General features: G+C 62.8%; 16 protein-coding genes. 14 read left to right on the top strand and 2 right to left on the bottom strand.

Going from position 1 to position 15,681, the window contains the following annotated elements:
* From R3217_08705 to R3217_08645, 13 genes are all read left to right on the top strand, one after another.
* On the top strand, nucleotides 1-2,002 hold a 2,002-nt coding region (locus R3217_08705; GenBank protein MDX1455519.1), incomplete at its 5' end, for a FimV/HubP family polar landmark protein.
* Nucleotides 2,003-2,079: 77 nt separating this feature from the next.
* The gene (locus R3217_08700; protein MDX1455518.1) at nucleotides 2,080-2,667 is read left to right on the top strand and encodes a CbiQ family ECF transporter T component; all 588 of its coding nucleotides are present in this window, start codon (nucleotides 2,080-2,082) and stop codon (nucleotides 2,665-2,667) included.
* The gene (gene truA, locus R3217_08695; protein ID MDX1455517.1) at nucleotides 2,664-3,455 is read left to right on the top strand and encodes a tRNA pseudouridine(38-40) synthase TruA; all 792 of its coding nucleotides are present in this window, start codon (nucleotides 2,664-2,666) and stop codon (nucleotides 3,453-3,455) included. Before R3217_08700 ends, truA begins: the two co-directional genes overlap by 4 nt.
* A 124-nt stretch (nucleotides 3,456-3,579) precedes the next feature.
* On the top strand, nucleotides 3,580-4,221 hold the full coding sequence (locus R3217_08690; protein ID MDX1455516.1) for a phosphoribosylanthranilate isomerase: 642 nt from the start codon (nucleotides 3,580-3,582) through the stop codon (nucleotides 4,219-4,221).
* Nucleotides 4,199-5,419: a tryptophan synthase subunit beta gene (gene trpB / locus R3217_08685; protein ID MDX1455515.1), complete on the top strand. Its 1,221-nt coding sequence runs from the start codon at nucleotides 4,199-4,201 to the stop codon at nucleotides 5,417-5,419. Before R3217_08690 ends, trpB begins: the two co-directional genes overlap by 23 nt.
* A complete protein-coding gene (trpA, locus tag R3217_08680) occupies nucleotides 5,416-6,228 on the top strand; it encodes a tryptophan synthase subunit alpha (protein ID MDX1455514.1) in 813 nt (270 codons plus the stop codon). Before trpB ends, trpA begins: the two co-directional genes overlap by 4 nt.
* A 20-nt stretch (nucleotides 6,229-6,248) precedes the next feature.
* Nucleotides 6,249-7,124 carry an acetyl-CoA carboxylase, carboxyltransferase subunit beta gene (gene accD / locus R3217_08675; protein MDX1455513.1) on the top strand — a complete coding sequence of 292 codons (876 nt, stop codon included), beginning with the start codon at nucleotides 6,249-6,251 and terminating at the stop codon, nucleotides 7,122-7,124.
* Between the two features lie 4 nt (nucleotides 7,125-7,128).
* On the top strand, nucleotides 7,129-8,412 hold the full coding sequence (folC, locus tag R3217_08670; GenBank protein ID MDX1455512.1) for a bifunctional tetrahydrofolate synthase/dihydrofolate synthase: 1,284 nt from the start codon (nucleotides 7,129-7,131) through the stop codon (nucleotides 8,410-8,412).
* A 23-nt stretch (nucleotides 8,413-8,435) separates the two neighbouring features.
* Nucleotides 8,436-9,053 carry an SPOR domain-containing protein gene (locus tag R3217_08665; GenBank protein ID MDX1455511.1) on the top strand — a complete coding sequence of 206 codons (618 nt, stop codon included), beginning with the start codon at nucleotides 8,436-8,438 and terminating at the stop codon, nucleotides 9,051-9,053.
* 108 nt (nucleotides 9,054-9,161) lie between these two features.
* A complete protein-coding gene (locus tag R3217_08660; GenBank protein MDX1455510.1) occupies nucleotides 9,162-9,635 on the top strand; it encodes a CvpA family protein in 474 nt (157 codons plus the stop codon).
* Nucleotides 9,636-9,673: 38 nt separating this feature from the next.
* Entirely contained in the window at nucleotides 9,674-11,173 is a 1,500-nt protein-coding gene (gene purF / locus R3217_08655; GenBank protein MDX1455509.1) for an amidophosphoribosyltransferase, read from the top strand.
* 43 nt (nucleotides 11,174-11,216) lie between these two features.
* Nucleotides 11,217-12,467: a DUF4147 domain-containing protein gene (locus R3217_08650; protein ID MDX1455508.1), complete on the top strand. Its 1,251-nt coding sequence runs from the start codon at nucleotides 11,217-11,219 to the stop codon at nucleotides 12,465-12,467.
* Between the two features lie 7 nt (nucleotides 12,468-12,474).
* The gene (locus R3217_08645; GenBank protein ID MDX1455507.1) at nucleotides 12,475-13,113 is read left to right on the top strand and encodes a tRNA-(ms[2]io[6]A)-hydroxylase; all 639 of its coding nucleotides are present in this window, start codon (nucleotides 12,475-12,477) and stop codon (nucleotides 13,111-13,113) included.
* Here R3217_08645 and R3217_08640 read toward each other — a convergent pair.
* Together R3217_08640 and R3217_08635 are read right to left on the bottom strand one after the other, a co-directional pair.
* Nucleotides 13,094-13,819: a UDP-2,3-diacylglucosamine diphosphatase gene (locus R3217_08640; protein ID MDX1455506.1), complete on the bottom strand. Its 726-nt coding sequence runs from the start codon at nucleotides 13,817-13,819 to the stop codon at nucleotides 13,094-13,096. The genes R3217_08645 and R3217_08640 overlap by 20 nt on opposite strands.
* Nucleotides 13,819-14,412, bottom strand: coding sequence for a peptidylprolyl isomerase (locus tag R3217_08635; GenBank protein ID MDX1455505.1), 594 nt, complete (start codon nucleotides 14,410-14,412; stop codon nucleotides 13,819-13,821). The genes R3217_08640 and R3217_08635 overlap by 1 nt, the downstream gene beginning before the upstream one ends.
* Nucleotides 14,413-14,549: 137 nt before the next feature.
* Here R3217_08635 and gltX point away from each other — a divergent pair.
* Nucleotides 14,550-15,681 (top strand): glutamate--tRNA ligase (gltX, locus tag R3217_08630; protein ID MDX1455504.1); only part of this gene is annotated, 1,132 nt, incomplete at its 3' end.

Raw genomic sequence — 15,681 nt, 5'->3', positions numbered from 1 at the left:
TGCGCTGGCTGCCGGCGATGATGCCGACAGTGGTGCCGTTGACCTCGGTGTCGAAGAGTCCGGCGAAGAACGCCTGGCGACGGTCGAGTCAGAGACGTTCCAGGCCATGCAGGACAGCGATGCCCAGGGTGCCGCGATCGATGAACCGACCGAGGATATTGGTACGGAATCGGCTGCCGACGCGGAAGAGTCCTACGAGGACTTGCCGCCGGTATTGCCGGGTGACCCCCTGGCCGACCAGGCAGGTGCTGATCAGTCAGGCACCGAGCAGCCAGTCGATGCGGCGGGTGACATGGATAGCGATGCTGCTGGCGACACCATGGACGATACCGTTGCCGGCGACAGCCTTGCCGAGACGGATTCGACCGACATGGGTGCCGCTGACGGCGTGACTGCGGATACCGAAGCAGCCGACGAGGAAGAGGCTCCGACGCCGGTTGTTCGCCGCCGCCCGGAACCGAGCATGGTGGACAAGGCCCTGGGCTTCGTCACCTCGCCTATCGGCCTGGGTGCCATCGGCGGATTGCTGGTGATGGTCATTCTCGTCGCATTCATGATTCGCAAACGTCGTTCGGATGCTGCGGCCCAGACCAGTGCCGAGATGACGGGCTGGGATCTTGATGACGAAGGCGATGATGATGTGACGGTGGTTGCCGGCAGCGCCGACGATACCGAAGCGACCTCCGGCGATGATGAAATGGGTGCCATGTTCGGCTCCGACGAGCATCGAGACGAGGACACGGGTACGCAGCGTCTTGAAGATGACGAAGCTGCCACGCAGATGCTGAGCGAAGCCGAAGAAACGCAGGCGATGACGTCGGGCGCAGGGAGCGACGACGGCGGCCAGGATTACACGGAGACCGTGGTCGGCAGCGATACGCAGATGCTGGACGAAAACGATCCGATGTCGGAAGCCGATTTCCACATGGCTTACGGACTCTACGATCAGGCGGCCGATGTCATCGACAAGGCCATTGCTGCCAATCCTTCCAGCAAGGAACTGAAGGTCAAGCTGGCCGAAATTCACTTCGCGGCCAATAACGCGGACGGCTTCATTGCCGCGGCGACGGCCCTGAAGGACCAGGTTGGCACGGGTGATTCCGAATGGAGCAACATCGCCATCATGGGCAAGCAGATTGCCGGTGATAACCCCCTGTTTGCGGACGGTGGTACCGGTGGTGGGGCTGTTGACCTGGATTTCGAGGCAGCCGGTGGTGAAGTCTCCGGAGACAGTGGCAGTGATGCCGATGTCGGCGTCGAGACCGAGCATGCCAGCTTTGATTTGCCGAGTGAGGAACCGTCCGCCGACACGTCGGCAGACAGTGGCTCGGATGAAATCGACTTCGACATGGATTTCGGTGCAGGCGACGATTCCGACAGCGATGAGTCCGCGCCCGCGCCGGTTTCGGACGCCTCATCCGACGACGATGACGGGGCCCTCGACTTCGATCTGAACCTTGGTGAAGGTGACGACAGCGGAGCGGATGACGAACCCCTGGTCGATCTCAGCGCCGACAGCGGTGATGATGATGGCCTGGGTGATTTCGGAGACTTCGGCGGCGATCTTGACAGCGACCTCGACAGCGACCTTGGTGGTGACCTGGGAGGCGACCTCGATGCCGGTGATGACGCGTCCAGCGATAGTGGTTCGGACGATGACACGCAGTCCGAGTTCGACAAGGCGCTTGAAGAACTGTCTGCCTATGTCGATACCAACCAGCCGGACGGCGGGTCGGAGTCCTCGGCAGAAGAGGCCGGTGGTGACCTGAACCTCGACGAATTCGACTTCGATTCATCCGCTTCGGACAGCGCTGATGACAGCGGTTCGGATGATGACGACGACGAAGGCGGGCTCGGCGAAATCGGTACCAAGCTGGACCTTGCGCAGGCCTATATTGAAATGGGCGATCCGGATGGCGCACGCAGCATCCTCGAAGAGGTGCTGGCCGAAGGTGATGACGAGCAGAAGGCGACCGCACAGTCCCTGATCGACTCGCTCTGATCCGCTTGCAAGCAACATGACGCCCCGCCCAGCGGGGCGTTTTTTTCTCGCCTGGAAGATGCGCGTAGAATGACGTGATGAAACCGACCGCACATGCTGCCTTGCTTTTCTTGTTGCTGATCGCCTTCGTCCTGCCGTGGCAGGGTGGAATGGTAAACGTCGTCGTTGCCTTGCTGGTTCTGGCGTTTGCAATGCATGGCAGCGGGCGACGAAAGGCTGTCTTGCGTGCCTGGCTGCGATTGCGCTGGCTGCTGCTGTCCCTCGCCGCACTGGCATTGTTCTTCACTCCCGGAGCGCCTTTGCTGCCTGCGTTCGGGGATTGGTCGCCAAGCCGGGAAGGCGTGTTGCTGCTGGTGGACAGGACCGCCTTGTTGATGACGCTGTCGGCCCTCGCGGTGATTTTCCTTGCGGCCTATTCGCGGGAGGAGATTGTGGGTGCACTGCGCCGCTCGCTGGGACTGCTCCCGGCAAAGAGAGCTGACGCCCTGGCGCGTCGCATGGCCTTGCTGCTGGCCAGCCTGACGCATGCAGAGCAGCTCTTGCGCCAGCGCCGACAGGTCGAACGCAACTGGCTGGATGCGTTGGCAAGGTCGCTGCTCGACGTCGAGCAGGGCGCAGTCCCGGGAGCCGGACAGGGTCCCGATGAAGGACGAGCCAGCTCATGAAGATCGCACTCGGTGTCGAATACGATGGGTCGCGTTATTCGGGCTGGCAGCAACAGCCCCATGCGCCCAGCGTCCAGGAAGCCGTAGAACGAGCCCTGGCCAGGGTGGCCGACCATCCGGTCAACCTTGTCTGCGCTGGCCGGACGGATGCAGGTGTGCATGCGTGCAACCAGGTCGTGCATTTCGAAACCGGATCGGAACGGCGCGAGCGCTCTTGGGTGCTCGGTTGCAATTCCAACCTCCCGGACGATATCAACATCAACTGGGCAAGAAGCGTCGACGAGACCTTCCATGCACGGTTTTCGGCAACAGCACGAAGCTACCGCTATGTCATTCTCAATCGCTGGGTCCGCTCCGCACTGGAGGCAAATCGCATGACCTGGGTGCACCAGCCGCTGGACGAGCAGCGCATGCAACGTGCTGCCCGGCACCTTGAGGGGGAGCATGACTTCTCCTCGTATCGCGCCCTGGCCTGCCAGGCGAAAAGCCCGGTGAGGACCGTCGAGTACATCCGGGTCGAACGTAATGGCGAACTCGTCACTATCGACATCAAGGCCAATGCCTTCCTGCATCACATGGTCAGGAACATTGCAGGCGTACTTGTCGAAATCGGCAAGGGTGAGCAGCCTGAAGACTGGAGCCGGGAAGTGCTCGGCTACAGGGATCGCGCACTGGGTGGCGTCACGGCACCGCCGCATGGTCTGTATTTCCTGTCGGCGCACTATCCGGACGAATATGCCATTCCCGAGCGCCAGCTGTGGCTGGAGGAGAGCAGCAAGGACGTTTGAGGTGGTCCCGGCCAGGAGGTCGCCAGCCCCGAAGTCATTTGGTAAGCTCGAGGCATCCCGAGCCCTGCTGTCAGCAGGGCTCACGTCCTTGTAACGGCACTCGATGACTGGACTTCCGGCTGGCATGACTGTGCGAATCAAATTCTGTGGCATGACCTCGCCGGCCGACGCCGAGCTTGCAGCATCCCTGGGGGTCGATGCCATCGGCCTCGTTTTCGTGCCGGGAAGTCGACGGGCAGTCGATATCGCATTGGCCAGGCAGATCATCGATGCCGTTCCGGCATTCGTGAACATCACGGCCTTGTTCATGGATCCCGAGGAAGAGGCCATTGCTCGTGTCATGGGCGAATTGCCGGTCGACCTCCTGCAGTTCCATGGCAGCGAATCTCCCCGCGGCTGCGAACAGCTGGCGCAACGTTACCAATGTCGGTACATCAAGGCACTGGGGGTACAGCCAGCCGATGAATTGCGGCAACAGGCGAGCCAGTACCGGGGTGCCGCCGGCATCCTGCTTGACAGTCATGCGCCGGGAGCGCCGGGCGGAACCGGCAGGACGGCGGACTGGCAGGCGCTGCCGACCATCGAGCAACGGGTCATCCTGGCCGGTGGCTTGCATGCAGGAAACGTGGCCGAAGCCATCGCGACGGTCCGGCCGTTCGCGGTTGATGTGGCGAGTGGCATCGAATCCGAACCGGGCATGAAGGACCCGCAAAAAATGAAATCCTTCGTTGAAGAGGTGAGACGTGTCCAGCAAACCAGCGAGTGAGGCAGCCGCGAACAAACTGCCTGACAACGAGGGCCGCTTCGGCCGCTTTGGCGGTCGCTTCATTGCCGAAACCTTGATGGAGCCGGTTGATGAATTGCGCGCAGAGTACGAGCGGTTCCGCGAAGATCCGGAGTTCCTGCGGGAACTAGATTCGGACCTGGCGGATTTCGTCGGGCGTCCGTCGCCCCTGTATCTCGCCGAGCGATGGTCGCGGGACACCGGATTGAAAATTTACCTCAAGCGCGAGGACCTGAACCACACCGGTGCGCACAAGATCAACAACACGATCGGGCAGGCCTTGCTGGCCAAGCGCATGGGCAAGACTCGCATCATTGCCGAGACCGGTGCCGGGCAGCATGGCGTGGCTACGGCCACCGTCTGCGCGCGACTCGGGCTCGAGTGCGTGGTCTACATGGGTGAGGAGGACATTCGTCGCCAGTCGCTGAACGTGTTCCGCATGAAACTGCTGGGTGCGAAGGTCGTCGCGGTCACGTCCGGTTCGCGTACGTTGAAGGATGCGCTGAACGAAGCAATGCGTGACTGGACAGCAAATCTCGACAACACCTTTTACATCATCGGCACCGTAGCCGGCCCGCATCCGTACCCCATGCTGGTTCGAGATTTCCAGTCGGTCATCGGCCGGGAGGTCCGCCGCCAGGTAATGGAAAAGGAAGGGCGTCTGCCGGACGCGCTGGTTGCCTGCGTGGGTGGCGGTTCGAATGCCATCGGTCTGTTTCATCCTTTCATCGAAGATGAGGGCGTGCAGATCTTTGGTGTCGAAGCGGGTGGCGACGGCGTCGAGACAGGCCGACATTCGGCGCCCCTGTCGGCGGGACGCGTCGGTGTCCTGCATGGCAATCGCACGTATCTCATGGAAGACGAGAACGGCCAGATCATCGAGACTCACAGTATTTCGGCGGGACTTGATTACCCGGGCGTCGGTCCGGAGCTGGCCTACCTCAAGGACATCGGCCGCGTGACCTTCGATGCCGTGACAGACGAAGCCGCGCTGGCGGCCTTTCACCACCTGTCGGAAACCGAGGGCATCATTCCCGCGCTCGAAACTGCCCATGCCATTGCCTATATCGATGTGCTCAAGGACAGGCTCGAGCCAGGCTCGGTCGTGGTGATCAATCTTTCCGGCCGCGGTGACAAGGATGTGATGACGGTTGCCGAGCGAGAGGGGGTGTCGCTGTGAACCGCCTTGCAGTTCGTTTCGACAAGCTGGCGAAGGAGTCTCGCAAGGGCCTGGTGACCTACCTGGTGGCGGGCGATCCGGACGCGGCGGCCACGGTCGAGCTGATGCATGCGATGGTTGCCGGCGGCGCCGATGTCATCGAGCTCGGCATGCCCTTCACTGATCCGATTGCCGATGGTCCGACCATCCAGGCAGCTTGCGAGCGAGCGCTGGCAGCGGGAACCGGTATCAAGGACATGTTCGGCATCGTCAGGACATTCCGCGAGAAGGACAGCGATACCCCGATCGTCCTGATGGGCTACCTGAATCCGCTGGAATCCATCGGCTACGAGACCTTTGCCGACCAGGCGGTCGCTGCGGGCGCGGACGCCGTACTGGTCGTCGACCTGCCGGTGGAAGAGGCCGAGGAAATCTCTGCGGTGCTCGCCGACAGGGCGCTGCAGTCGGTGTTCCTGGTCTCGCCGACCACCCGCGATGACCGGCTGGCCCGCATCAGTGAGGCGGCGACCGGATTCGTATATTATGTGTCTCTCAAGGGTGTGACCGGAGCTGGTGGCTCCGACCCCGAGGCCATGGCGTCGCAGGTCGGGAAGATCCGCGAAGCCGCCAGCGTGCCGGTGGGTATCGGCTTCGGCATTTCGGATGCCGAGTCGGCGGTCAAGGCCGCAGGCGCGGCCGATGCAGTCATCATCGGCAGCGCGATAGTCCGTCACATTGCCGAGCAGGGTGCGGCGGCCACTGGCGAAATCCGCCAGTTCGTATCCGGCGTGCGCCGCGCACTCGATGAAATGAATGTACCGACTGGATAACTAGAGAGAACGAATACGCTATGAACTGGTTTCGCAAACTTGTGCCATCCCGCATCAACACCTCGGCCGATCAGCGCCGCAGCGTGCCCGAGGGCGTCTGGACGAAATGCACCGGCTGCAGCGCCGTTCTCTATCGCGCCGAGCTGGAGCGCAACCTGAGTGTCTGCGCCAAGTGTGGCCAGCACATGCGAATCGGCGCTCGCCAGCGCCTGGAGATGTTCCTTGATCCGCAATCGGGCGAGGAAATCGGCGCCAATGTCGAGCCGGTCGATGCGCTGAAGTTCAAGGACAGCAAGAAATACAAGGACCGCATTTCCGCCTCGCAGAAGGCGACGGGTGAAAAGGATGCGCTGATTGCCATGCAGGGCCAGTTGAAGGGCATGGATGTTGTCGCGACGGCCTTCGAGTTCAAGTTCATGGGTGGTTCCATGGGTTCCGTGGTGGGTGAGCGCTTCGCGCTGGCCGCCAACCGTGCGCTGGAGAACCGCTGCCCGTTGATCAATTTCTCCGCCTCCGGCGGTGCGCGCATGCAGGAAGCACTGTTTTCGCTGATGCAGATGGCCAAGACCAGTGCTGTGCTGGCGCGCATGTCCGACGAGGGGCTGCCCTTTGTTTCCGTCCTGACCGATCCGACCACCGGTGGTGTGTCGGCATCGCTGGCCATGCTGGGCGACATCAATGTCGCCGAACCCAAGGCGTTGATCGGCTTTGCCGGCCCCCGTGTCATCCAGCAGACGGTGCGTGAGACCCTGCCCGAGGGATTCCAGCGCAGCGAGTTCCTGCTGGAGCATGGTGCGATCGACATGATCGTGGACCGTCGCGAGATGCGAGATCGCCTTCACAATGTCCTTTCCATGATGATGCGCCAGCCGAAAACGGGCACCAGCGACAGCTGACGCCATGCGCTTCCAGACGCTGGCTGACTGGCTGGACTGGCAGGAGCGACTCAACCCCAGGGGTATCGAGCTTGGCCTGGCGCGTGTTCGGCAGGTGCTGGATCGGCTCGACCTGCGACAGCCGGACTATCGTGTCCTCACCATTGCCGGCACCAATGGCAAGGGTTCGACGGCCAGTTATGCCGCCGCCATCCTGCAGCAGCATGGCCTGCGTACCGGTCGTTACCTTTCCCCGCACATCCAGCGCTACAACGAGCGCATTGCCATCGATGGCGTCGATGCCAGCGACGATGCGCTGTGCGCCGCCTTCGCCGCGGTCGACGAAGCGCGCGGTGACATCCAGCTGACGTATTTCGAGTTCGGCACCCTGGCCGCGCTGTGGCTGTTTCGCGAGCGCGAGGTGGACGTTGCCGTGCTCGAGGTCGGGCTTGGCGGGCGGCTGGATGCTGTCAACGCCGTGGATCCGGATGTCGCAGCAGTGGTCTCGGTCGGCCTGGATCACATGGACTGGCTGGGCGACGACATCGAGACCATTGGCAGCGAGAAGGCCGGCATTTTTAGGCGGGGCAGGCCTGCCTTGTATGCCGGCAGCGAGCCACCGCACAGCGTGCGCGCCCGCGCCAGCGCGACGGGCGCGAATTTCATCCGTGCCGGCGAGGACTACCATTGGAAACGCGATGGCCGCCAGTTCGATTGGTGGGACAGCCACTGTCGCCTGGCGGAACTGCCGCTGCCAGCCCTGCTGGGCGACCATCAACTGGGCAATGCCAGCCTGGCCATAGCCTGTGTCGTGCAGCTGCTGACCGTCATGGATCGCGATGTGGCGGTCGATGCGGTCGGGCGTGGGCTTGCGGCCGTGCGGCTGCCCGGGCGCTTGCAGCAGATCAGCGAACAGCCCGAAATCCTGCTGGATGCGGGACATAATCGTGCGGCTGCCGAGATGCTGGCGGCTTACCTTGCGGGTCGGTCAGGACGCCGGATCTGCTTGCTAGGCATGCTGGCGGACAAGAATCCCGGTGAATTCCGGGCCGCCCTGGAGCCCGTCGTCGACGAGTGGTGGTTTGTCACGCTAGGCGGCACCCGGGGACAAACGGCAGAGACGCTGGCGGGCAGGGCAGGCCTGCCCGCGGAAATTCCGTCACGCTGCTTCGATGACATGGCGGAAGCGCTGGAAGCCTTCGGCACGAACTTCCAGGCGGAAGATTGCCTGCTGGTGACTGGTTCCTTCCAGACCGTCCAGCTGGCATTGGATTCCGGGTTATACTCGGCCGCAAGCGGGCAGGATTGAACAGCGCAATCACGGGAGGCGGCGTGGATACACCCTTGAAGGAGCGATTGGTCGGAGCGTCAGTGCTGGTGTTCCTGGGTGTGCTGCTTATCCCCATGCTGCTGTCCGGTCCCGGGAATCGACCCGTCAAGCAGCCGGTTGCCCTGCCAGACAGCGATGCCGTGCAGACGGTGCGCATCCCCTTGAAGAAGCCGGATGAAGCAGCGAATTCGGGTGCCCCGGCCACGGGACAAGCAAGCGCTGAGGTCACGGCGATCGACCCGGTGGCGTCGACAGTCGAGCCGGAAAAGGCTCCCGTGCAGCCGCCGGCCGAGCCGGAAAATGCCAGGGAGGTCCCGGCCGGGACCGCAACAGTCTCCAGCGAGCCATCGAGCAGCCAATCGCCAGCAGGCGAGTCGCGACCATCGGGCGCCTGGACGGTGCAGGTGGGCAGTTTCAGCCAGCCGGAGAATGCGGAAACCCTTGCCGCCGAGCTTCGAGACATGGATTACCCGGCATTCGTCCAGCCCTTTGATGACGGCAGCCGCATGCATTACCGGGTCCGGATCGGCGGTTATGCCGACCGCGAGGCCGCTGCCGCCAAGGCCGCCGAGATCAAGCAGCGAACGGGCGAGCCGGCACGGCCGGCAATGAATGACTGATGCCAGGGGGCCGTATCCGGGGGCACAGCCTGAATTAATTCTGTTAGAATTTGCGCCTCAATCAGGCGGCACACCTTTGCAATTCAAGCGGCACGCGCGGAGTCCCCGATGGTCTGGTTCGACTGGTTAATCATAGGCATTACCCTGCTTTCGGCGATTGTCGGCGCCTGGCGCGGTTTCGTCCGCGAAGCCCTGTCCCTGGCAACCTGGATTTTCGCCTTCTGGCTGGCCTGGGCCTTTGCCGACAATGCCGCCCCCTGGTTCTCCACCTGGATCGAGACGCCCTCCCTGCAGGCGGTCGCCGGCTTTGTCCTGCTGTTCGGCATCGTTTTGCTGGTCGGTGCACTGGTGAACCACTTTGCCGCACTGGCGATCGAGAAGACCGGCTTGTCCGGGACCGACCGTGCAGTGGGCCTGGTGTTCGGCATCCTGCGCGGCTTGGTGATCGGCGTGGTGCTGGTCATGGTGGGGCTGTTGATGAACCTTTCTCGGGATCCCTGGTGGCAGGATGCCTTGCTGATTCCCTATTTCGAGCCGATGGCCAACTGGCTGTTCGGATTTTTTCCAGAGGGTTGGCGCTGAACGCGCCGCCCCGGGTTTTACTCCTCGGGTATTGACGCATGTGTGGAATTGTCGGAATCGTCGGCCAGTCGCCGGTCAACCAGTCGCTGTATGACGCGCTGACGGTGCTGCAGCACCGCGGCCAGGATGCGGCCGGCATCATGACTTTCGACCAGGGACGGGTGTTCATCCGCAAGGAGAATGGCCTGGTTGCCGACGTCTTCAAGCAGAAGGACATGGAATTGCTGATCGGCAACGTCGGCGTGGGACACGTCCGCTATCCGACCGCGGGCAGTTCCGGGGCCGACGAGGCCCAGCCCTTCTACACGAATTCCCCCTGGGGCATTTCCATCGTGCACAACGGCAACCTGGTCAATGCCGACGAACTGCGGGAACTGATGTTCAAGGAGGACCTGCGCCACCTGAACACCGGCTCCGACTCCGAAATCATTCTCAACGTGTTCGCCCACGAGTTGCAGGCGCATCACGGCAGCACGACGATCACGCCGGATGCCATCTTCAAGGCAGTGGAAGGCGTGCATCGCCGCTGCATTGGTGGCTACGCCATCGTGTCGCATATCAACGACTACGGAATTGTCGGATACCGCGATCCGTGGGGTATCCGTCCGCTGGTGATCGGCAAGCGCACCACGCCGAATGGCGACGAATACATGCTGGCCTCGGAAAGCGTGGCACTGGACGCCCTGAACTTCGAGATGGTACGCGACGTCCAGCCAGGCGAGGCGGTGGTCATCGAATACGACGGCACCCTGCACACCCGCCAGTGCGCCGAGAATCCCGTGCACTCGCCATGCATCTTCGAGTACGTCTACTTCGCCCGACCGGATTCGATCATCGATGGCATTTCCGTCTACAAGGCGCGCCTGCGCATGGGCGAGGCCCTGGCCGAGAAGATCATGCGGGACAAGCCGGAACACGACATCGATGTCGTCATCCCGATTCCGGACACCAGCCGGACCAGCGCCTTGCAGATGGCCAATTCGCTGGGCGTGAAGTATCGCGAGGGTTTCATCAAGAACCGTTACATCGGCCGGACTTTCATCATGCCGGGCCAGCAGCAGCGCAAACGCTCGGTCAAGCGCAAGCTGAATGCCATCGATCTCGAGTTCCGCGACAAGGTTGTCCTGCTGGTGGATGACTCCATCGTGCGAGGCACGACTTCGCAACAGATCATCCAGATGGCACGCGAGGCCGGTGCGAAAAAGGTCTATTTTGCCTCGGCCGCGCCGCCGGTGCGTTTCCCGAATGTCTATGGCATCGACATGCCGGTGGCGAATGAACTGGTCGCTGCCGGACGCAGTATCGAAGAAGTCCAGGCCGAGATCGGTGCTGACTGGCTGATCTACCAGGAGCTTGACGACCTGATCGACGCGGTGCGCTACAAGGAGAGTCCCGAATCCTTCGATGCTTCCTGCTTCTCCGGCAAGTACGTTACTGGCGGTGTAACCGATAAATATCTCGATCACCTCGAGGCGCTGCGCTCGGATTCCGCCAAGTCCGATCGCGAGGCCGAGGCGCGCGTCGTCAAGCGCGCCTGAGTTCACCCTTCACAGCTGGTATGCACCGGGCTAGGCTCGGTGCATGGCCTCGTATCCTGCCACTTCCCGACAGCAACTCCTCTCCTGCCTGAACAAGGCGCTGGACGCCTGCAAGCCGGCAGTCATCCTGCAGGATCATTGCGCTCGGCATGCGCCGGCCACGGAGCGCCACGTGCTTGGCGTGGGCAAGGCGGCCGTCGGCATGGCCGAGGGCGTGCTGTCATCGTGTCCGACGATGCGCTCGGCATTGCTGGTGGTACCGGAGGGCATGGCGGTTGCCGCCCGCGAGCTGCAGCGAGACTTTGCTCAGGTGGATATCGACATCAGGATCGGGGGGCATCCGTTGCCCGATACCCGCAGCCTCGACGCAGGCCAGGCCATGCTCGATTTCCTGGCGCGTGCCGACCACGACATCCTGCTGTTGCTGTCCGGCGGGGCGAGCGCGCTTGCCGACCTGCCCGTGCACGGGCTCGCACAATCCGCTTACTTCGACTGGCAGGAGCGGCTCTATCGCATGGGCCTCCCGATTGCGCAGTTGAATGCTGCCCGGCAACGGCTTTCTGCCCTGAAAGGTGGTCGCCTGTTGCAGCACCTGCCCGATGGCATCTCCTTGCGGCAATTGCTGGTGTCCGATGTACCGGCAGGGCCGCAGGCCGACGAGGCGGCAATTGTCGGCTCGGCGCTGGCCATACCGCTGGCGGCGCCACCTGAATTGCCGGCGTCGCTCGACCATGCATTGCCCGCGTGGCGTCCGCTGGCGCTGCCCCGGCCGAAGACAGATATCGTGTTGCGCAACGACGACCTGCTGGACGCGCTGGAAGCGGCAGCAACTGGCATGAACTGGGCACGGCAGGCGCGCAAGCGCCTGGACGGTGATGCAGCCGAGGCGGGGCGTGCCTGCGCTGCCGCGCTGGCTGATGGTCCACCTGGCTTTTATCTCTGGGGCGGGGAAACAACGCTTGCCGTGCCTGCCGATGCACCTCCGGGCGGCCGCAACCAGCACCTGGCATTGGCGGCGGCGGCGGGCATCGCCGGGCGCGATGATTGCCTGTTGCTGGCCTTCGGTACCGATGGGCGAGATGGCACGACCGAGGAAGCGGGTGCGCTGGTCGATGGGGGCAGCGTGGAGCGTTCGAGCATCGAGGGCTGGGATGCTGCGGACGCGCTGGCAGCCTGCCGGGCTCACGAGGCCTTGCAGGCAAGCGGCGACCTGCTGCACACCGGCCCTACCGGCAACAACCTGATGGACGTGGTGTTCGGGCTGAAGCTTGTCGGCCCGGCCAGTCAGGTATAATCCGCGCATGCCGAAGCATTACGCCAACCCGACCGAGTTTCTTGCTGGTCCGACACCGACAGCGTGGGTGGAGGCGGCTGCGGCCGATCTTCCCTTGATCCTGGTGGATCATGCGCATTGTGAGAAGAAAGCGGCATCGACTGCCATCAACCTGCTGTTTCGTTACCCCGAGTTCGAAGCACTGACGTACCGCATGTCACGACTGGCGCGCGAAGAGTTGCGGCACTTCGAGCAGGTCCTGAAGCTGATGAAGCAACGGGATATCGCCTTCGGGCACCTTGGAGCATCGCGATACGCAGAAGGTTTGCGCGCCAAGGTCCGCTCGCGCGAGCCGGAACGCCTGGTCGATATCCTGGTGGTCGGTGCGTTTATCGAAGCACGTTCCTGCGAGCGTTTCGAAGCACTGGCACCGGCGCTGCAAGATCGGGAGGTGGCGGAGTTCTATCTCGGCCTGTGCGCGTCGGAGTCTCGCCATTTCCAGCAATACCTTTCGCTGGCCGGGCAAGCCAGTGACGAGGACATACAGCCGCGGATAGAATTTTTCGCAGCGCTGGAAATGGAGCTGAACACGCGGCCCGACAGTGAATTGCGTTTCCACAGCGGTCCGCCGCAGGTCGGGGCGGAGCTCAAAGCGGCAGGTTGCTGAGACTCAATCCGGCTGCGGTGGCACGGAGCACACTGCCCTGGGTATACCAGTCGCCCAGCACGATGCGCTGGCAGGTCTGGCCACCGATCGACTGCGTGTGAATGGCCGGGCGGTGGGTGTGGCCGTGGATCATGCGCCTGACCCCGCAATCCGCGAAGGCGGCCGCCACCGTATCCTGGTTCACGTCCATGATGGCCATCGCCTTGCCTGACTGCGCGCTCCGGCTCTCTGCGCGCGCCTTGTCTGCAAATGCCTGCCTGGCAGCCACTGGCTGCGACAGGAACTCGCGCTGCCAGTCCGGGTTTCTCACCATCTGGCGAAACTGCTGGTACTCCACGTCATCCGTGCACAGCGTGTCGCCATGCAGCAGCACCGTGGGCTCTTCATAGAGATCGATGACCGTGGGATCTTCCAGCAAATGGACGCCAGTTCGCTCTGCGAACGCCTGTCCAACCAGGAAATCACGGTTGCCATGCATGAAATAGGTTGGGACTCCGCTGGCGGTCAGTGCCGCCAGCGCATCCTGCACCCTGGCATGATGTGGATTGGGGTCGTCATCGCCGATCCACGCCTCGAAGAGATCGCCGAGGATGTACAGCGCATGGGCACTACGGGCTTCGGTGGCCAGGAACTCCAGGAACAGATTCGTGACCTCGGGGCGCGCCTCGTCCAGGTGCAGGTCGGAAATGAACAGAACCTGTCCCATCAGTCCTGCGATGAGTCCTGTCCAGCTTCAGCCGGCAGTGCAGCAACGAGTTCCGCCTTTTCGATGATCACCGGTCGCATCGGCACGTTCTGGCCGAAGGGCCCGGCAGGCCCCACGGGCAGTTCGGCAATGCTGTCGATCACGTTCATGCCACGGACTACCTTGCCAAAAACGGTATAGCCCGGGCGGTATTCCTTGGCATCCAGGCGATCGTTGTCCACCAGGTTGATGTAGAACTGCGAGGTGGCGGAGTCCGGCTCGTTGGTCCGGGCCATGGCCAGCGTGCCGCGTTCGTTCGACAGGCCGTTGGTGGACTCGTTCTTGACTGGCTCGCGCGTTTCCTTCTTGTCGAAATCGATGTCGTAGCCACCGCCCTGCGCAACAAAGCCTGCAATCACGCGATGGAAGATCGTTCCGTCGTAGAAACCGTCCTTGACGTATTGCTTGAAGTTCTCGACGGACAGCGGAGCTTCCTCGTCGAACAGCTCGATGTAGACGTCGCCGTCGGTGGTCTCGAAACGGACATATTCCTCGGCCTGCGAAGGCAGGACGAAGGTGGCCAGCAACAGGCCGAGCAGCAGCTTCTTGGTCATGGTGATCTCCGGGGCGGATCCTAGTCTGGAAGGCAGCATCTTACCCGTTGCAGCGGCCATAACAAACCACTGGCAAGGCGTTCCCGGACGGGCCGGGCCGTCGCCGCGAGCAGGGCGCTCTGCTAAGATGTCGCGCCATGACTGACAGCCCTCATATCACCCGCTTTGCGCCATCCCCGACCGGGCGAATGCATCTCGGCAATGCGCGCACGGCCTTGTTCAATGCCTTGCTGGGGTCGCGGAGTGGCGGGCAGCTGATTCTCAGGATCGAGGATACGGATGCCGAGCGCTCGACCCGCGAGCACGAGGGTGCTTTGCTGGAAGACCTGGCCTGGCTCGGTATCCAGTGGTCGGCGGGCCCTGACATCGGTGGCCCGCACGGGCCGTATCGCCAGTCCGAGCGCAGCGATCTGTACGCCGAGCACTATGCCCGGCTGGAATCGCAGGGCCAGGCTTATCCCTGCTTCTGCTCGCCCGAGTCTCTCAAGCTGGTACGCAAGGCCCAGCTGGCGGCCGGCCAGCCGCCGCGCTACCCGGGAACCTGCGCGACGCTGTCCGAAACCGAGATCAAGGAACGCCTGGGCAAGGGGATGGAGCCGACATTGCGCTTCCGGGTGCCGCTGGGGCAAGAGGTTCGGTTCACCGATCTTGTCTACGGCGAGCAGGTTTTCAAGACGGACGATATCGGTGATTTCATCATTCGCCGTGCGAACGGAACGCCTGCGTTCTTCTTCAGCAATGCCATTGATGACTCCTTGATGGGCGTCACACTGGCGATGCGCGGTGTCGACCACCTCGCCAACACGCCACGACAGCTCTTGCTGCTGGACGCGCTTGGCATGCGAGCACCCGCTTACGCGCATTTCGCCCTGGTGCAGGACAGCGATGGCGGTGGCCTGTCGAAGCGACTCGGCAGTCTTGGTCTTGCCGAACTGCGCGAGCAGGGCTACCTGCCGCTGGCACTTGCCAATTACCTGGCACGGCTCGGGCATTCCTATGCCGAGGAAGGTTTCAAGAACATCGAACAGTTGAGTGCGGAAATCGACGAGCAGCGCTTCGGCCGCGCCCCGGCCCGTTTCGATCCCGTGCAACTGGAGCACTGGCAGGTCGAAGCCGTGCATCATCTTGCGGATGGCGAGATGCTGGACTGGTTGCTGGCACACGAGTCCCATTCGGAGCTTGCGGCACGAGTGCCTGCCGAGGATCACGCCCGTTTCGTGCAGACAGTGCGCGACAATATCGTCATGCCGGTGGATGCCGCGGAGCTGG

Source organism: Gammaproteobacteria bacterium (genome assembly GCA_033720895.1).
Lineage (GTDB): Bacteria > Pseudomonadota > Gammaproteobacteria > Natronospirales > JAJUFS01 > JAWWBS01.
This window is presented reverse-complemented; position numbering and strand designations above follow the sequence as displayed.